This window comes from Acidovorax sp. DMC1 (genome assembly GCF_056314325.1).
In genome coordinates, this window is sequence record NZ_JBQUYO010000005.1 from 99,823 (window position 1) to 117,553 (window position 17,731).

General features: G+C 63.3%; 12 protein-coding genes and 5 tRNA genes. 4 read left to right on the plus strand and 13 right to left on the minus strand.

All coding sequences use genetic code 11. From position 1 onward, the window contains the following. The first annotated feature begins 142 nt into the window (after positions 1 to 142). Both ACT531_RS12455 and murI read left to right on the plus strand, forming a co-directional pair. The gene (locus ACT531_RS12455) at positions 143 to 844 is read left to right on the plus strand and encodes a DUF6882 domain-containing protein (protein WP_172727760.1); all 702 of its coding nucleotides are present in this window, start codon (positions 143 to 145) and stop codon (positions 842 to 844) included. Between the two features lie 133 nt (positions 845 to 977). Further along, positions 978 to 1,856, plus strand: a complete 879-nt coding sequence (gene murI, locus ACT531_RS12460) for a glutamate racemase (RefSeq protein WP_015014839.1) — start codon at positions 978 to 980, stop codon at positions 1,854 to 1,856. A 101-nt stretch (positions 1,857 to 1,957) separates the two neighbouring features. Here murI and ACT531_RS12465 read toward each other — a convergent pair whose 3' ends face one another. From ACT531_RS12465 to ACT531_RS12525, 13 genes are all read right to left on the minus strand, one after another. Then, positions 1,958 to 2,482, minus strand: a complete 525-nt coding sequence (locus tag ACT531_RS12465) for a M48 metallopeptidase family protein (RefSeq protein ID WP_209820033.1) — start codon at positions 2,480 to 2,482, stop codon at positions 1,958 to 1,960. 159 nt (positions 2,483 to 2,641) lie between these two features. Further along, a complete protein-coding gene (locus ACT531_RS12470; protein ID WP_015014841.1) occupies positions 2,642 to 3,274 on the minus strand; it encodes a DUF6806 family protein in 633 nt (210 codons plus the stop codon). A gap of 13 nt (positions 3,275 to 3,287) precedes the next feature. Continuing rightward, positions 3,288 to 3,380 (minus strand) — tRNA-Leu (locus ACT531_RS12475). A 154-nt stretch (positions 3,381 to 3,534) separates the two neighbouring features. Then, a tRNA-Gly gene (locus ACT531_RS12480) sits at positions 3,535 to 3,610 on the minus strand. Between the two features lie 181 nt (positions 3,611 to 3,791). Beyond that, positions 3,792 to 3,865: transfer RNA gene (locus ACT531_RS12485), tRNA-Cys, on the minus strand. A gap of 58 nt (positions 3,866 to 3,923) precedes the next feature. Continuing rightward, positions 3,924 to 3,999: transfer RNA gene (locus ACT531_RS12490), tRNA-Gly, on the minus strand. 85 nt (positions 4,000 to 4,084) lie between these two features. After that, the gene (gene lon / locus ACT531_RS12495) at positions 4,085 to 6,526 is read right to left on the minus strand and encodes an endopeptidase La (RefSeq protein WP_476017620.1); all 2,442 of its coding nucleotides are present in this window, start codon (positions 6,524 to 6,526) and stop codon (positions 4,085 to 4,087) included. 200 nt (positions 6,527 to 6,726) lie between these two features. Beyond that, on the minus strand, positions 6,727 to 7,992 hold the full coding sequence (gene clpX / locus ACT531_RS12500; RefSeq protein ID WP_015014884.1) for an ATP-dependent Clp protease ATP-binding subunit ClpX: 1,266 nt from the start codon (positions 7,990 to 7,992) through the stop codon (positions 6,727 to 6,729). Positions 7,993 to 8,094: 102 nt separating this feature from the next. Then, on the minus strand, positions 8,095 to 8,703 hold the full coding sequence (clpP, locus tag ACT531_RS12505) for an ATP-dependent Clp endopeptidase proteolytic subunit ClpP (RefSeq protein WP_015014885.1): 609 nt from the start codon (positions 8,701 to 8,703) through the stop codon (positions 8,095 to 8,097). A gap of 134 nt (positions 8,704 to 8,837) precedes the next feature. Next, positions 8,838 to 10,151 (minus strand): trigger factor, encoded by a 1,314-nt coding sequence (tig, locus tag ACT531_RS12510; RefSeq protein ID WP_015014886.1) that lies wholly within the window; start codon positions 10,149 to 10,151, stop codon positions 8,838 to 8,840. Positions 10,152 to 10,226: 75 nt separating this feature from the next. Then, a tRNA-Leu gene (locus ACT531_RS12515) sits at positions 10,227 to 10,313 on the minus strand. A gap of 90 nt (positions 10,314 to 10,403) precedes the next feature. Further along, positions 10,404 to 13,586 carry an efflux RND transporter permease subunit gene (locus tag ACT531_RS12520; RefSeq protein WP_476017621.1) on the minus strand — a complete coding sequence of 1,061 codons (3,183 nt, stop codon included), beginning with the start codon at positions 13,584 to 13,586 and terminating at the stop codon, positions 10,404 to 10,406. 8 nt (positions 13,587 to 13,594) lie between these two features. Then, positions 13,595 to 14,818 (minus strand): efflux RND transporter periplasmic adaptor subunit, encoded by a 1,224-nt coding sequence (locus tag ACT531_RS12525; RefSeq protein ID WP_476017622.1) that lies wholly within the window; start codon positions 14,816 to 14,818, stop codon positions 13,595 to 13,597. Between the two features lie 243 nt (positions 14,819 to 15,061). Between ACT531_RS12525 and hpnC the strand changes: the two genes are divergently transcribed. Then, positions 15,062 to 15,970, plus strand: a complete 909-nt coding sequence (hpnC, locus tag ACT531_RS12530; protein WP_476017623.1) for a squalene synthase HpnC — start codon at positions 15,062 to 15,064, stop codon at positions 15,968 to 15,970. Between the two features lie 314 nt (positions 15,971 to 16,284). Next, on the plus strand, positions 16,285 to 17,694 hold the full coding sequence (locus ACT531_RS12535) for an L-serine ammonia-lyase (RefSeq protein ID WP_476017624.1): 1,410 nt from the start codon (positions 16,285 to 16,287) through the stop codon (positions 17,692 to 17,694). Positions 17,695 to 17,731: the final 37 nt, after the last annotated feature.

Here is a 17,731-nt window from a genome sequence, read left to right on the forward strand (position 1 = left end):
CCGCTGCAACACAAGGTGCAATGACAAAGAACCGCCTTCGGGCGGTTTTTTTGTGGCCGCCCCGACACACATCCCTACACCCGCTTCGGCAAAAATGCTGGTTCGATCCGACTCCTCTTTCTCGGCCTTGGCCGCCCCCACCATGCTTTTGAACCACGGGTTTGCACAGCCCCTTCAGCAGCCTCTGCGCACCTTGCTGCTGGCCACACTGATCAGCGCCCTGCCCCTGGCGGCCAGCGCCAACCCGCCCATGGTTCCACAGCATGACGCGCAAACCGCCTTTGGCGGCGCGCTGCCGGCCCGCGACGCCGCGCTGCTGGACGCCAGCATCGCATTCCACATCGAACGCCAACAGCTGCTGAACAGCCAGCACCTGGCGGGCAGCCAACTGCGCACCCTGGACTTTTTCAACAAGACCTTCACCGTGCTCCGTGGCGGCAAGCGCACGGTGTTTGATGCAGAGCTGCTGGGCACGTGGTGGCCCGAAAGCAAGCGCTGGGCATGGGAAGCCGTAGAACGGGTGCCCGACCTGAAAGACCCGAAGCGCAAATCGTTTGCCACGGGCAGCGCACTCACGCGCCTGTATGGTCGTGAGCACGGCATCGACATCCTGCAGACCGATACCACGCAATTGGCGAGCGAAGAGGCCGCCTGGTATCTGTGCGCACTCACCGCGCAGCTCAACCAGGCCAGTGGCGTGCTGGTGAGCATCAGCAGCGAGCTGGTCGCAGGGGGCTCAGAAGGGCAAAAGACCGTGGTCAAACGCTACTACCTGCTGTCGCACCCGAAAGTCACGGACGCCCCCACCGGTGTCACCAGCAAGACCCAGTCGCCCGCACGCTGAGCCTTTTGCTTTCCCCCAGTGCTCTGCAGCTGCGCGGTCGGCGACGCAGCCCGAGGCGTAGCTCCAAAGCCAACGCTGCAGGCATTTCCTGTTTTCCTACAATCCAGCCTTTTGTCCAACCACGGGCTTCCTGATGCCGCAGGCCTCTTCTCCTATCGGTGTGTTTGACAGCGGCGTCGGCGGGCTGAGCGTGCTCCGCGCCCTGCTGGCCGCCATGCCCCACGAGCGCTTCGTGTACCTGGCCGACAGTGCCAATGCCCCCTACGGCGAGCGCGGCGACGCCTTTGTGGCGGCCCGCACACACGCCATCACCGAGTATCTGTGCCAGCAGCACCACATCAAGGCCCTGGTGGTGGCATGCAATACCGCCACGGCAGCCGCCATCCATGAGGTGCGAAGCAGCCACCCAGAATTGCCCCTGGTGGGCCTGGAGCCCGCCGTGAAGCCTGCTTTGGCGGTGACCAAAACAGGGCATGTGGGTGTCATCGGCACCCGGGGCACGCTGACCAGTGCCAAGTTCAGCAAGCTCATGACCTCGCTGGCCGACCAGGCCCATTTTGTGGTGCAGCCCTGCGATGGTCTGGCACACGCCATTGAGCGCAGCGTCGCCCTGCCCGCCGCTGCCCCTGGCAGCCCTGTCCATGCCACAGAGACCGGTGCGCTGTGCGAACGCTATGTGCAGGCCATGGGCAGCTTTGGCACCGGACCCGGGCAGATGGACACCCTGGTTCTCGGCTGCACGCACTACATTTTTGTGGCCCATGAGTTGCGCGCACTGGTGGGGCCGGACGTTCAGTTCATCGAAACGGGTGAACCTGTGGCACGCCAGACGCGGCGCCTCTTGGAGGCGGCCGGTCTCCTCGCGTTGCCACCGTCCGGCCAGCCCACATCCCCTATGGGCTCGGAGCCCGTACAACTGCTCACCACCGGCCCTGTCGCCATGATGCAGGCAGCAGCCCAGCGCTGGCTGAACCTGCCTGCCAGACTCTGCCAGAGCGTGTCAGTGCCTTGATGGGAAAAAAGACCGCTAGCGCAGGTTTTATATGCGCTGATAGCTATCTTTTTTGGAGCACCATCAGCTGGTGCACCTGATGCGCTGACAGTCCTGAATCCTCAGGAAGCGTCAGAGCCCCACAGCCGCGTACCCGCCTGCTCCACATGGGTAAGGTACAGGCGCAGGTCGAATTCGTACTGGTGGTACTGAGGCTCCATGTGGGTGCAGAGCTGGTAGAAGGCTTTGTCGTGGTCCTTCTCGCGCAGGTGGGCCAGTTCGTGGACGACGATCATGCGCAAGAACTCTTCGGGTGCCTGCTTGAACATCGCGGCAATGCGAATCTCATGTTTGGCGGCCAACCGGTTGCCCTGCACGCGTGACACGGCGGTGTGCAAACCCAGTGCATGGCGCACTACGTGGATCTTGTTGTCGAACAGCACCTTGTTGACCGTGCCTGCGTTGCGCAGGTAGCGTGCCTTGAGCTCCTGCGCATAGTCATACAGCGCCTTGTCGCTGCGCACGGCATGCGCCTGCGGGTACTTGCGCAGCAGCACCGCGCCAAGCTTGCCTTGCTGCAACAGATCACGCGCCTGGTCCTGCAACGAAGCGGGGTAGGAACGCAGATAGGGAAGATCAGTGCTCATGGGCAACAAGGCGGCGATGGCCAGGACATGGGGTGGCGCGAACGCACATGCGCATTGAAGCGACGGGAGAAATCACCCACTGCCTGGGAAGTATGAGTAAGGTGTGCCGCAGGGCTTGCCCCCACAAGCAGCGCATGCGCCGCAAGCCGGCGGCGCAGATCAGTGCAGGTGGCGCGGGCGACGGCCACCACCACCGCCGTGACCACCGCTGGGGCCGCCAGGGCCACGCGGCGGCTTGCCAATCTCCAGCGAGTTCACCAGAGCGTCGAAGCGCTGGCTGAACAGCTTGTCGATCTCGGCAACCACACCGCCCAGTTCGGCGCCGTCAAAGTGGCGCTCCATCATGTTCACTACGTCTTGCACCAGCAGGTCACGCTGCACCTGCATGATGGCAGCGGGCGTGGGGCCGACGAAAAGCATCACGAAGTCGTCGCGTGACTCTGCGCCCTGCTCTTCCTCGTCTTCATCAAAGTCGGTGTCGTAGAAAGTGACCTCAATGGCTGCACCTTGCTCGGCCAGCTCATTGAGGCTCATGCACATCTCGTCAAGCGACTGGCGGAAGTCCTCATCGCCTCGCACCGTCCAGCACATCTGCAGCAAATGCTCTTGCGCGTCGTATTTGATACCTGGCTCTTCTTCGTAGGCACTGGCGGCACCGTCGGCCAGCGAACGTGCTCCAGCGTACTTCCACAGCGGTTTGAGCGCCTCTTGAAGCTGGTCAAACCCGACATCAGCCCGCAGGAGGACCTGTCCGTGGACATGGATTTCAAAGGGAGCGTTGTAACTTGACATGATTGAATCGTAGTGGTGCCCCGAGCCGGGGTCGAACCGGCACGCCCCTTTTCAGGAAAGCGGCGGATTTTAAGTCCGCAGTGTCTACCAATTTCACCATCGGGGCGCCGGCTGCTGAGCGCATACCTGCGTTGCAGCGTAACCCGGGCAGCGCATGCGCGCAATGCCCTGTCGTATCTCTGGTCAGGACCGCTGTTTTGAAAACAGCGCGCCCCGTACCACCAAGAAAAAAGGGAAGCCTAAGCTTCCCTTTTCAAATATGGAGCGGGAAAAGAGTCTCGAACTCTCGACCTCAACCTTGGCAAGGTTGCGCTCTACCAACTGAGCTATTCCCGCATTTTCTGATTTTTCTAACGTTTCCGTTAGTGCTTATCAGCAAGCCTCAAATTATATAACTCTTTTTGACCGTGTTCGATTGCAAGCCAAAAAATTTTTATCCAACTACCAACCCTTGAGACGATCTCTGCTTGCGTCTTCGCCCTGAGGGCTTCGTCACTTACCTGCTGCAGACCGTATCTGGAGGCGCGGTCCGGAGTCGAACCGGACTAACCGGATTTGCAATCCGGGGCATAACCGCTTTGCTACCGCGCCAGGAACTCTCACTCCTCTGACAAAAAAGGGAAGCAATTGCTTCCCTTTTTGTGGAAATTGGAGCGGGAAAAGAGTCTCGAACTCTCGACCTCAACCTTGGCAAGGTTGCGCTCTACCAACTGAGCTATTCCCGCATTTATCGAAGCCTTACATTGTACAACGTTTGCTGCGATGGGACAAATTATAGCGCATTTTTTGGGGCTCCCAAAAAAATTTGCATCAATGTTTCAATCCATCGACGGCAGCAGACGACGCTGCGGCTTTATCCGTCGACACAGCTACCGCTGCAGCAGCCACGGCTACCTCTTCATCCGTCAGCGGCACAGGCTTGCTCTCCAGCGCCACCTCCAGTACCTTGTCGATCCAGCGCACAGGCACGATCTCCAGGCCGCTCTTCACGTTGTCTGGAATCTCTGCAAGGTCCTTCACGTTCTCTTCAGGGATCAGCACGGTCTTGATGCCGCCGCGCAATGCGGCCAGCAGCTTTTCCTTGAGGCCGCCGATGGCCGTCACCTCGCCACGCAGCGTGATCTCCCCGGTCATCGCCACATCGCCGCGCACTGGAATGCCGGTGAGGGCCGAGACAAAGGCCGTGGTCATTGCGGCCCCGGCGCTGGGGCCGTCCTTGGGTGTGGCGCCATCGGGCACGTGGATATGGATGTCGCGCTTCTCGAACGTTTCGTCCTTGATGCCCAGCATGCGTGCGCGGCTGCGCACCACCGTACGGGCTGCTTCCACGGATTCCTTCATCACGTCGCCCAGGGAACCTGTGCGCGTGATCACTCCCTTACCAGGCATGATGGCCGCCTCGATGGTCAGCAGATCGCCCCCCACCTCCGTCCAGGCCAAGCCCACCACCTGCCCCACTTGGTTTTGCAGTTCGGCACGGCCGTAGGTGTACTTGCGTACGCCCAAAAAGTCCGGCAGATTGTCGGCGGTGACGACGACCTGAGGCTCCAGCTTCTTGAGCTGCAAGCCCTTGACCACCTTGCGGCAAATTTTGGACAGCTCGCGCTCCAGCGAGCGCACGCCCGCCTCACGGGTGTAGTAACGCACCATGTCGCGCACCGCAGGCTCGGTGATGAGCAGTTCTTCGTCCTTCACGCCATTGTTCTTGAGCTGCTTGGGCAGCAGGTACTTCATGGCAATGCTGGTCTTCTCGTCTTCGGTGTAGCCCGACAGGCGAATCACTTCCATCCGGTCCAGCAGCGCTGGCGGAATGTTCATCGAGTTCGACGTGGCAACGAACATCACGTCGGACAGATCGAAGTCCACCTCGACATAGTGGTCGCCGAACGTGTGGTTCTGCTCGGGGTCCAGCACCTCCAACAGCGCGCTGGACGGGTCGCCCCGGAAATCCGTACCCAGTTTGTCGATCTCGTCGAGCAGGAACAGCGGGTTGCGCGTACCGACTTTCGAGAGACTCTGCAGCACCTTGCCCGGCAGTGCGCCGATGTAGGTGCGGCGGTGCCCGCGAATCTCGGCTTCATCGCGCATGCCGCCCAGGGCCATGCGCACGTACTTGCGTCCGGTGGCTTTGGCAATGGACTGCCCCAGCGAGGTCTTGCCCACGCCAGGAGGTCCCACTAGGCACAGGATAGGCGCTTTCACCTTGTCCACGCGCTGCTGTACCGCGAGGTATTCCAAGATGCGGTCCTTGACCTTGTCGAGACCGTAGTGGTCTTCGTTGAGGACGCCCTCGGCATTCACGAGGTCGTGCTTGATCTTGGTCTTCTTGCTCCACGGCAGCGCAGTGAGCACGTCGATGTAGTTACGCACCACCGTCGCTTCGGCCGACATGGGCGACATCAGCTTGAGTTTTTTGAGCTCGGCTTCGGCCTTCTTGCGCGCCTCGGCGGGCATCTTCGCGAGCTTGATCTTTTTCTCGATCTCCTCGATGTCGGCACCTTCGTCGCCTTCGCCCAGTTCTTTCTGGATGGCCTTGACCTGTTCGTTCAGATAGAAGTCGCGCTGGTTCTTCTCCATCTGGCGCTTCACACGGCCGCGGATCTTCTTGTCCACGTTGAGGATGTCCACCTCGCGGTCGAGCTGTTCGAACAGGTTTTCGAGGCGCGCCTTCACATCCGACAGGTCCAGCACCACCTGCTTGTTTTCGAGCTTGAGGGGCAGGTGCGCAGCGATGGTGTCCGCCAGACGGCCGGGATCGTCAATGCTGGAGATGGAAGTCAGAATCTCGGGCGGAATCTTCTTGTTGAGCTTGACGTACTGGTCAAACTGCTGCATCACGGCGCGCCGCAGGGCCTCAATTTCGCTGGGCTTGTTGGCGTCCGACGTGGCCTCCACCGGCGTCACGGTGGCCATGAAGTGCGACTCCGCATCTTCAATCGACGTCACCAGCGCACGCTGCTGGCCTTCCACCAGCACCTTCACGGTGCCGTCGGGCAGCTTGAGCATCTGCAAGATGGTGGAGACACAGCCCACATCGAACATGTCCGCCACCGAAGGCTCATCCTTGGCTGCGGCCTTTTGGGCCACCAGCATGATGCGGCGGTCAGCCTCCATGGCCATCTCCAGAGCCTTGATGCTCTTGGGGCGGCCCACGAAAAGCGGGATCACCATGTGGGGGAACACCACCACGTCACGCAGAGGCAACAGCGGCAGGTCAAGGGGGGTAGCTGGCAGGGGGGTATGTCCGGACATGGAAATCCTCAAAGTGCTCTGTGGAAGTGGGTCCACATGTGGGGATTTTCAACCCTCGCACGCAGCCGTGCTGGCACAAGGGTTGATGGTTCGAAGGGCGGCCACAGGGCGCCCGCTCCGGTCATCTCAGACCGCGTGAAGAAATCCGTCTGATCCATGGAGGCACAAGCGGACTCCTGCACGCCTCTTCTCAGGCCTTTTCAGGCCTTCTTGGCTGCTTCGCGGTAGACGAGCAGCGGCGGCTTGTTCTCTTCGATGGTGGACTCGTCCACCACCACCTTCTCGACGTTGCTGGTATTGGGCAGGTCGAACATGGTGCCAATCAGCGCTTGCTCCAGGATGGAGCGCAGACCCCGCGCACCCGTCTTGCGGGCCAACGCCTTGCGGGCAATGGCTTTCAGGGCGGCAGGGCGAATTTCTAGGTCTACACCTTCCATCGCCAGAAGCTTGCTGTACTGCTTGACGAGCGCATTCTTGGGCTCGGTCAGGATCTGCACGAGCGCATCTTCGCTCAGCTCGGCCAGCGCCGTCACCACAGGCATCCGGCCCACCAGCTCAGGGATCAGACCAAACTTGATCAGGTCTTCCGGCTCGATCTCGGTGAACACCTCGGTGAGAGAACGCTGCTTCTTGCTCTTGACCGACGCGCCGAACCCGATGCCCGACGCCTCGGTGCGGTTCTCGATGACTTTTTCCAGCCCGGCGAAGGCACCACCGCAGATGAACAGGATGTTGGTCGTGTCGATCTGCAGGAAGTCCTGGTTCGGATGCTTGCGCCCCCCTTGTGGCGGCACGCTGGCCATAGTGCCTTCAATGAGCTTGAGCAAGGCCTGCTGCACGCCCTCGCCCGACACGTCGCGCGTGATGCTGGGGTTGTCGGACTTGCGCGAGATCTTGTCGATTTCGTCGATATAGACGATGCCACGCTGGGCGCGCTCGACTTCGTAATTGCAGCTCTGCAGCAGCTTCTGGACGATGTTCTCCACGTCCTCGCCCACGTAGCCCGCCTCGGTCAGTGTGGTGGCATCCGCCATCACGAAGGGCACATCCAGCATGCGCGCCAGGGTTTGCGCCAACAACGTCTTGCCCGAGCCGGTGGGGCCGATCAGCAGGATGTTGCTCTTGGAGAGCTCCACATCATCCTTGTGGGCCTTGTCCTTGTGGCGCAGGCGCTTGTAGTGGTTGTACACCGCCACGGCCAGTGTGCGCTTAGCAACATCCTGGCCAATCACGTAGTTGTCCAGGTTGGCCTTGATCTCGACCGGTGTGGGCAGGTCGCTGCGGCCTTCGCGGGCCAGATCACCAGCCGGCAGTTCGTCGCGGATGATCTCGTTGCACAGGTCAATGCACTCGTCGCAGATAAAGACCGACGGACCGGCGATCAGCTTCTTCACTTCATGCTGGCTTTTGCCGCAAAAAGAGCAGTAAAGGGTTTTTTCGCTGGAAGAGCCTTTTTTCTCGGCCATGGGGGCAATGCCTTGCTTGTTTCGGAAAGTTGTCGGGATGATAACCAAATAAAAAACGGCGTCTTCCCCTCGGGAAAACGCCGCTTCGCCGCCCTCGGGCGATCAGGCGCGCTGGCTGATCACCTGATCGACCAGACCATAGTCCTTGGCCTCGTCGGCCGAGAGGAAATAGTCACGTTCGGTGTCGCGCTGGATCTTCTCCAACGGCTGGCCAGTGCGCTCGGCGAGGATCTTGTTGAGCTGCTCGCGGGTCTTGAGGATTTCGCGGGCGTGGATCTCGATCTCGGTCGCCTGGCCTTGCATGCCGCCCAATGGCTGGTGGATCATGACCTTGGAGTTGGGCAGCGCAAAACGCTTGCCCTTGGCGCCTGCCGCCAGCAGGAACGCGCCCATGCTGGCCGCCATGCCCGTGCACAGGGTCGAGACATCGGGCTTGATGAAGTTCATGGTGTCAAAGATCGCCATGCCGGCACTCACAGAACCACCGGGCGAGTTGATGTAAAACGAGATGTCCTTATCAGGGTTTTCGCTCTCCAGGAACAGCAGCTGTGCCACCACCAGGTTGGCCGTCTGGTCATTGACCGGGCCCACCAGAAAAATCACGCGCTCCTTGAGCAGGCGCGAGTAGATGTCATAGGACCGTTCGCCACGGCCCGACTGCTCGATGACCATGGGGACCATGCCCAGGCCTTGTGTTTCCAATGCGCTCATGTATTTCTCCAGTCAAGCAGGTACTGTACCCAGAAATGAATTGGGGCTTGTGCACGAAAGCACAAGCCCCTGGTGTGTCTTGACAACCAGAACCGGGCAGTTGCACAACGCAGGCCACCCGGCCCGAGGGCCTATCAGCCCTGCTGCGCCATCAAGTCATCGAAGGAAATGGCCTTCTCGACCACCTTGGCCTTGGACAGCACGAACTCGGTCACGTTGTTTTCGATGACAACGGCTTCAACTTCAGCCAGACGCTGGCGGTCGCCGAAGTACCAGCGCACCACGTCTTCGGGCTTCTCGTAGCTGGCAGCCAGCTCGTCGATATGGGCCTTGAGCTGCTCGGGCTTGGCCTGCAGTTCGTTGGCGCGCACCAACTCGGCCAGCACCAGACCCAGGCGCACACGGCGCTCAGCTTGGGGACGGAACACGTCTTCAGGGATCTCGGCCTTGTCGGCATCCTTGACGCCGCGTTGCTTGAGTTCAGCGCGAGCGCCTTCCATCAGGCGGGCGATTTCGGCCTGGATGCTGGCATTGGGCAGATCCAGCTCGGCCTTGGACACCAGGGCGTCCATCACGGCAGCCTTGTTGCGGGCCAGCAGGCGGAACTTGACTTCGCGCTCCAGGTTCTTCTTGATGTCAGCGCGCAGGCCTTCCACGGAACCGTCGGCGATGCCGAGCGACTTGGCCAGGGCGTCGTTCACTTCGGGCAGATGGGCTGCTTCGATCTTCTTAATGGTCACCAGGAAGTCGGCGGTCTTGCCAGCAACGTCCTTGCCGTGGTACTCGGCGGGGAAAGCCAGGGGGAACGTCTTGCTTTCGCCAGACTTCATGCCGCGCACGGCGTCTTCAAACTCCTTGAGCATCTGGCCTTCGCCGACCAGGAACTGGAAGTCTTCGGCCTTGCCGCCATCGAAGGGTTCGCCGTCGATCTTGCCTTCGAAGTCCACGGTCACGCGGTCACCGTCTTGCGCAGCGGCGTCCAGGGCGCGCTGGGCGAAGCTGCGGCGCTGCTTGCGCAGGATGTCCAGGGTCTTGTCGATGGCGCTGTCGGTCACTTCGGAGGACAGCTTTTCGACTTCGGCGTCCGATAGGTCGGCGATCTTAACTTCGGGGAACACTTCAAAGACGGCGTCAAACGTGACCTGGCCCTCGGGAGCGCCTTCCTTTTCGGTGATGCGGGGCTGACCGGCCACGCGCAGGTTGGCTTCGTTCGCAGCCACGGCAAAAGCCTCACCCACCTTGTCGTTCAGCACTTCGTACTGCACCGAGTAGCCATAACGCTGGGCAACCACGTTCATGGGCACCTTGCCGGGACGGAAGCCGTCCATCTTGACCGTACGGGCCAGGCGCTTGAGGCGCGTGTCCACTTCGGACTGGATCAGGGTGACGGGCACGCTCAGCGTGATCTTGCGCTCGAGCTTCTCAAGGGTTTCAACAGTAACGGCCATGGCTATTCCTCTTATGAATGTGGATCGTGCTGGCTGCAGCGCAGCAGCGCCGTGTTCCGCAAAGTCTCACATGGGTGGTGCGCGGGGGGGGACTCGAACCCCCACACCATTGCTGGCGTCAGGACCTAAACCTGGTGCGTCTACCAATTTCGCCACCCGCGCGGTTCTACAAACAAACAGGCGGCAAGCTGAGCTGCCGCCTGTGTGAAATCGGTCAACCTTCTATTTTACCTGATGCGGACGCCCTGCCGGTCAAGCAGCCCCAGGAACCTCTGGCGCAGGCCGCTTGACACGGAACCAGGCCGCGTACATCGCAGGCAGTGCCAGCAGCGTGAGCACCGTGGCAACCACCAGCCCGCCCATGATGGCCACAGCCATCGGGCCCCAGAACACGCTGCGCGACAGCGGAATCATGGCCAGCACCGCAGCCGCGGCCGTGAGCACGATGGGGCGCAAGCGGCGCACGGCCGATTCCACAATCGCATCCCATGCGGGCACACCCCGGGCGCGGTCCTGCTCAATCTGGTCGATCAGGATCACCGAGTTGCGCTGGATCATGCCCATGAGCGCGATCACGCCCAGCAGCGCCACAAAGCCAAACGGCCGATTGAGCAGCAGCAGCGCCGCCGCCACACCCGCCATGCCCAGCGGCCCGGTGAGGAACACCAGCATGGCACGGCTGAAGCTGTGCAGTTGCAGCATCAGCAGCGTGAAGGTGATGAACAGCATGATGGGAAGCCCCGCCGCGATGGACGCCGAGCCCTTGGAGCTTTCCTCCACGGCGCCCGCCACCTCAATGCGGTAACCCGTCTGGCCCGCCGACCGCCACTTGGCTTCGATCTCCTTGAGGGACGGCAGCAGCGCCGCCGTCACCGTCGCGCCCTGCAGGCCCTCGGTCACGTCGCCCTGCACGGTGATGGCGTAATCGCGGTTCTCGCGCCACATCACGCCGGGCTCCCAGGTGAACACGGGCTTGGCGATCTGGGTGAGCGGGATCGACTTGCCCGACGCCGTGGGCAGGTAAGCGTTGGCGATGTCGGTGATGGCATTGCGCTCATCCAGCGGCTGGCGCAGCAGGATGTCGATGAGCTTGTCGCCCTCGCGGTACTGCCCCACCTGGGTGCCCGACAGAATGGTCTTGGACGCCTGGGCGATGGACTGGCTCGTCACACCCAGGGCGCGCGCCTTGGCCTGATCCACTTCGAGGCGCAGCACCTTCACAGACTCGTTCCAGTTGTCGTTCACGCCGCGCATGTTAGGGTTCTGGCGCAACTGGGCCTTGACCTCGTCGGCACGCTCACGCAGCACCAGTGGGTCGGGGCCTACTACGCGGAACTGCACGGGGTACGGCACCGGTGGCCCGTTGGGCAGCAGCTTGACGCGGCCACGCACTTCCGGGAACTCTTCCGCCAGCAGCGCGGGCAGCTTCACACGCAGCGATTCGCGCACCTTCAGGTCCTGTGGCACCACGATGAACTGCGAGACGTTGCTCTGCGGGAACACCTGGTCCAGCGGCAGATAAAAACGCGGCACGCCCGAGCCCACCCAGGTGCTCACCGTGTTCACCCCCGGCTCGGACTGCAGGCGCTGCTCCACGCGCTTGGTGACGGCCTCGTTGCCCGCAAAAGAGGTGCCTTCCGGGAACCAGATGTCCACCAGGATCTCGGGCCGGCTGGAGTCCGGAAAGAACTGCTGCTGCACCTTGCCCATGCCCACGATGCCCAGGGCAAAAGTGAGGATGGTGGCCCCGATGGTGATCCAGCGGTGCTGCACGCACCAGTCCACCAGACGGCGGAAGCTGCGGTAGAACGGGCTGTCAAAAACCTCGTGCGGGTCGTCCGTGATGCCCTTGTTGGCCTGGGCGGCCAGCACATGGGGTGGCACCTTGAGCAGCAGCGTGCCCAGGTAAGGCACAAAGTAGACTGACACGAACCAACTGAGCACCAGCGCAATCACCGTCACGGCAAAGATCGCAAACGTGTACTCGCCCGTGGTGGACTTGGCCAGTCCGATGGGCAAGAAGCCCGCCGCCGTGATCAAGGTGCCCGTGAGCATGGGCATGGCCGTGATCTCGTAGGCGAAGGTGGCGGCGCGCACCTTGTCATAGCCCTCTTCGAGCTTGAGCACCATCATCTCGACCGCAATGATGGCGTCGTCCACCAGCAGGCCCAGCGCGATGATCAGCGAGCCCAGCGAGATCTTGTGCAGCCCGATGCCCCAGTACCACATGGCCAAGAACGTGACGGCCAGCACCAGCGGGATGGTGATGCCCACCACCAGGCCCGGGCGGGGGTCGATGTACCAGCGCTTCCACAGCGGGTTGTTGCCAGGGCGTTTGTGAAATCCCAGGCTGATGAAGCTCACCGCCAGCACGATGACCACGGCCTCGATCAGCACCTTGACGAATTCATTCACCGAGGTGGACACCGCCTTGGGCTGGTCCTGCACGTTGACCAGCTTCACACCGGCCGGCAGCGTGGCGCCGATGCGGTCGGTGGCCGTGTGCAGCGCCTTGCCCAGCGCAATGATGTCGCCGCCCTTGGCCATGGAGACGCCCAGCGCGATTACCTCGCGGCCCTGGTGGCGCACCTTCACGCCCGGTGGGTCCACATAGCCGCGCTGCACTTCAGCGATATCGCCCAGCCGCAGCTGCGCGCCCGAGGGGCCACGGATCGGCATCGCGCGCAGGTCCTCGATGGCGTTGAACTGGCCCTGCACGCGCACCTGCACCTGGTCTTGGGGCGTCTGGATGGTGCCCGCGCTCTCCACTGCGTTCTGCTGGCCCAGCTGAGCGAGCACCTGGTTCATGTCCAGGCCCAGTTGCGACAAGCGCTTTTGCGAGATCTCGATGAAGAGCTTTTCGTCCTGCACGCCAAACAGCTCGACCTTGGCCACATCGGGCACGCGCAGCAGCTGCTGGCGTGCATCATCGGCAAACTGCTTGAGCTCGGCGTAGCTGAAGCCCTCGGACTCCAGCGCGTAGATCACGCCATACACGTCCCCGAAGTCGTCATTGAAGAACGGGCCCTGGATGCCCTGCGGCAAGGTGTAGCGCATGTCGCCCACCTTCTTGCGCACGCTGTACCAGACATTGGCCACGTCGCCGGGCTTGGAGGAGTCCTTGATCTGAAAAATGATCTGCGACTCGCCGGGCTTGGAGTAGCTGCGGATCTTGTCCGCATACGGCACCTCTTGCAGCGTGCGCTCGATCTTGTCAGTGACCTGCTCGGCCACCTGCTGGGCCGTGGCGCCGGGCCAGTAGGTGCGTACCACCATGGCGCGGAAGGTGAACGGCGGGTCTTCGTCCTGCCCCAGCTGGAAGTAGGCCGCAAAGCCCAGCAGCATCAGCACCACCATGAGGTAGCGAGTGAGCGCGGGATGGTCGAGCGCCCATTTGGAGAGGTTGAACCCCTCTTTGGGTTGGATTTGCGTCATGGCGGGCCTCAGTTGGCGGCAGAGGCCGTGGCGGTGGCGGGTGCAGCGGCGGCCGCAGGAGCCGATGGCACCGCCGGCATTGCTACAGTTTCAGGAGCTGTTTGCGCTTTATTCACCGGCGCCTGGGCCACTTTTGGCTGGTATACCGTCACTTTTTGACCGGGAGACAGCACATGCACGCCGGTGGCCACCACCTGCATGCCGGGGGTCAGTCCCCCGGCCACCACGGCATCGTTGCCATCGGCCGTGGCGATCTGCACCACCTGCGACTTGACGGTGCTGGTTGCAGGGTCGTATACCCAAACGGCGGTGGACTGGCCCTCCTGCCGCAGCGCGCTGGTGGGCAGCTTGATGGCGGCAATGCCGGCGTGGCTCAGCGCCTTGGGCGTGGCGTACACGGTGGCGCCCAGCGCTGGGGCGTCGGCCGCGTCAATGGCCACCTTGACTTGGAATGTGCGGGTCGCCGCGTCGGCGCTCGCAGCCACCTCGCGCACACGGCCTGTCAGCGTGCTGCCACCCGACCAGCCACGCACGGCGACCTCGGAGCCCGTCGTGATCTGCGCCACCTTGTCTTCCGGCACGGCAAACACCACGTCGCGCGGGCCATCCTGCGCAATGCGCACCACCGGGGCGCCGGCCGACACCACCTGGCCCGGCTCGGCATCGATACCCGTCACCACGCCCGACACATCCGCCACCAGCGTGGTGTAAGCAGCCTGGTTGCCCTGCGACGACAGCTGGGCACGCGCCTGGTCGAGGGTGGCCTGGGCGGCCTTGAGCGTGGCCTCGCGGCGTTCCAGCTCGGCACCGCTGATAAAGTTCTGGTCTTTCAGCGCCTGGTAGCGCTTGAGGTCTGCCGCCGCCAGGTCGCGCTGCGTGGTGGCCGACGCCACCTGCGCACGCGCTGCGTCAGCCGCGAGTTGGTAGTCCTTGGGGTCCAGTTGCGCCAGCACCTGGCCTGCCTTCACGCGCTGACCCAGCTCGGCCTGGCGCTGCACGATCTTGCCCGCCACCCGAAAGCCCAGGCGCGACTCCACCCGCGCGCGCACCTCGCCCGAATACTCCAGGCTGGACTGCAGCGCACCCACGCCCACCGTCATCAGCTTGACGGAGCGCACGGGCTCCTCGGGCGGTGCGGGACGCGAACAGGCGGCCAGCACGGTAGCGGTGGCCAGCACCAGCAAAAGCCTGGAATGCCGTGAAAAGGGCCGCAGGGCGGAGGAAGTGCGCATGGGAAATCCGGTGAAAAAAGAAGGGGCCACAAGGATCAGCAAGCAAAACGCAGGCCGGAGCGCCCGCGCAGCGACGGTACACCAGGCACCCGCCAACCGGCGACCCGCAGCCATGCAGGGCGCTTGTGAACAGGTGCAGGGGCCAGCCGCCTTGTCCCCCACTGAATTGGTTTTTATGATTACTGACTGACCGGTTAGTAATCTATGAGAAGCCCTTGAGCTTGTCAAGCGACAATCCGGGGTGTGAACGACCGTCCCAGCCCCTCTCCCCAACCCGGCGCAGCCTCCGCGCCACAGCCCACTGCGACTGATGCGGTGGCGCCCCCCGTGACCCATTACGAAAACTTCCCGGTCGCATCCCTGCTGTGCCCGCCCCGCCTGCGTCAGCCGATAGCCGCCATCTACGGCTTTGCGCGCACGGCGGATGACATTGCCGACGAAGGCGATGCCCTGCCCGCCGCCCGGCTGGCAGACCTGGCCGCTTACCTGGCCGATCTGCGCGCGATCGCCCAGGGCCAGGCGCCCTCGCCCCGCTGGGCCAGCGTGTTTTTGCCGCTGCAAAGTGTTTTGCGCAGCCACCAGTTACCTGTGCCGCTGCTGGAAGACCTGCTCAGCGCCTTTGCCCAGGACGTGGAAAAAACCCGTGACGGCGAAGGCTACGCCGACCGCGAAGAGCTGCTGGACTACTGCCGCCGCTCGGCCAACCCGGTGGGCCGGCTGCTGCTGCACCTGTATGGCGTGCACGACGCCGAGGCGCTGCGCCAGAGCGACGCCATCTGCACCGCGCTGCAGCTCATCAACTTCTGGCAGGACCTGTCCGTGGACATTCCCCGGGGCCGCCACTATTTGCCGCGCGCCGACTGCGTGGCGTATGGCGCCTGCCAGTCCGAGCTGCTGGCGCTGCAAAGCACCCGCGAGAACGCCCGCCTGATTGCCGACTGCGCCCACTGGGCGCGCACCACGATGCAAAGCGGCGCCCCCTTGGTGCACCGCCTGCCGGGCCGCGCCGGCTGGGAGCTACGGCTGGTGGTGCAAGGCGGCCTGCGCATCCTCGACAAGGTCGAGGCCCTCAAAGGAGGCAGCCTGCACACCCGGCCCAAGCTCCGTGGCTGGGACTGGTGCGTGATGCTGGGCCGCGCGCTGGTGATGTAAGAAAGATTCATGGGCCACAAGGCGGGCTCACACACTGGCCTGCCAACGCAGCACCCAGTTCCAAAAAGGCCTGTAGCGCATGATTCATATACGCCAACAGCTACTTAATTGATAGCAAATTATTGGGATGCCTCTCGCCCTTGACCCGGCAGGGGCAGGGATAGCGAGCATGCCCCTGCCACTGCACCCGGTTAGCCTCGCGGCAACCGTGGCAGGGCGGCGGCCAACACCCCACCCTGCCGGCCCGTGCCCGCGCGCCACAAGCGCTGGGGCACCTTTAAAACCGGTTCTCAGAGCCCAGGGTCACCCCCACCATGTCCGTCAGCGTTTTCGACCTCTTCAAGATCGGCATCGGGCCGTCCAGCTCCCACACCGTGGGGCCCATGATTGCCGCCCGGCAGTTTGCCTGCCATGTGCGCGACACCGTCGGTCTGGCGGCGGTGCACCAGGTGAGCGTGGAGCTGTTCGGCTCCCTCTCCGCCACCGGCGTGGGCCACGGCACCGACCGCGCCGTGCTGCTCGGTCTGGCCGGGCACGAGCCAGACCACATCGACCCCGACCAGATCGCCCCCACCATCGCACAGATCCGCCAGAGCGGCACGCTGGCGTTGCTGGGCGAGCATGCCGTGCCGTTTGTCGAAAAGGACCACCTGCTGTTTCGCCGCAAAAGCCTGCCGCTGCACCCCAACGGCATGGCGTTCCATGCACTGGATGCGCAGGGCAACGACATCGCCATGCGTGAGTACTACTCGGTGGGCGGCGGCTTTGTGGTCGATGCGGCGGGCCAGCGCGTGCTCAACACGCCTGCCAGCGCCTGCGCCGATACCGCAGGCCATGGCCAGGGCCTGCCACACCCGTTCCGCACCGGGGCCGAGCTGCTGGCGCAGTGCCGCACTACGGGCCTGAGCATGGCCCAGCTCATGGCCGCCAACGAACAGCACTGGCGCAGCCCGGCCGAGGTGCGGCGCCAGCTGCTGGCCATCTGGCAGACCATGGCGGGCGCCGTGCAGCGCGGCTGCGCCAGCACCGGCACCCTGCCCGGCCCCATGCATGTGCGCCGGCGTGCGGCCGAGCTGCACAAGAACCTGAGCCGCTCGCCCGAGGCCGCCCTGCGCGACCCGCTCTCCATGCTGGACTGGGTGAACCTGTACGCCATGGCCGTGAACGAAGAAAACGCCGCTGGAGGCCGCGTGGTGACGGCGCCCACCAACGGCGCGGCAGGCGTGATCCCGGCCGTGCTGCACTACTACGTCAACTTTCTGCAGAGCCCCATCCCGGCCAACGACGACGGCATTGCCACCTTTTTGCTCACCGCAGGTGCCATCGGCATCATCTACAAGGAAAACGCATCGCTCTCCGGCGCCGAGGTGGGCTGCCAGGGCGAAGTGGGCGTGGCCTGCTCCATGGCAGCTGGCGCGCTGGCCGCCGTGATGGGCGGCACGCCCGAGCAGGTGGAGAACGCGGCCGAGATCGGCATGGAGCACAACCTGGGCATGACCTGCGACCCCGTGGGCGGTCTGGTGCAGATCCCCTGCATCGAGCGCAACGCCATGGGCGCGATCAAGGCCATCAACGCCGCCCGCATGGCGCTGCGCGGCGACGGGCAGCACGTGGTCTCGCTCGACAAGGTCATCAAGACCATGATGCAGACCGGCGCGGACATGAAGGTCAAGTACAAGGAAACATCGCGCGGCGGGCTGGCGGTGAATGTGGTCGAATGCTGAACCGAGCCGCCCAGCGGCCCGTTTTGCAGCCTGTTTC

Bases quoted from the DNA above. Each gene is read 5' to 3' on its own strand.
- ACT531_RS12455 (WP_172727760.1), top strand. From the start codon at position 143: ATGCTTTTGAACCACGGGTTTGCACAGCCCCTTCAGCAGCCTCTGCGC.
- murI (WP_015014839.1), top strand. From the start codon at position 978: ATGCCGCAGGCCTCTTCTCCTATCGGTGTGTTTGACAGCGGCGTCGGC.
- ACT531_RS12465 (WP_209820033.1), bottom strand. From the start codon at position 2,482: ATGAGCACTGATCTTCCCTATCTGCGTTCCTACCCCGCTTCGTTGCAG.
- ACT531_RS12470 (WP_015014841.1), bottom strand. From the start codon at position 3,274: ATGTCAAGTTACAACGCTCCCTTTGAAATCCATGTCCACGGACAGGTC.
- lon (WP_476017620.1), bottom strand. From the start codon at position 6,526: ATGTCCGGACATACCCCCCTGCCAGCTACCCCCCTTGACCTGCCGCTG.
- clpX (WP_015014884.1), bottom strand. From the start codon at position 7,992: ATGGCCGAGAAAAAAGGCTCTTCCAGCGAAAAAACCCTTTACTGCTCT.
- clpP (WP_015014885.1), bottom strand. From the start codon at position 8,703: ATGAGCGCATTGGAAACACAAGGCCTGGGCATGGTCCCCATGGTCATC.
- tig (WP_015014886.1), bottom strand. From the start codon at position 10,151: ATGGCCGTTACTGTTGAAACCCTTGAGAAGCTCGAGCGCAAGATCACG.
- ACT531_RS12520 (WP_476017621.1), bottom strand. From the start codon at position 13,586: ATGACGCAAATCCAACCCAAAGAGGGGTTCAACCTCTCCAAATGGGCG.
- ACT531_RS12525 (WP_476017622.1), bottom strand. From the start codon at position 14,818: ATGCGCACTTCCTCCGCCCTGCGGCCCTTTTCACGGCATTCCAGGCTT.
- ACT531_RS12535 (WP_476017624.1), top strand. From the start codon at position 16,285: ATGTCCGTCAGCGTTTTCGACCTCTTCAAGATCGGCATCGGGCCGTCC.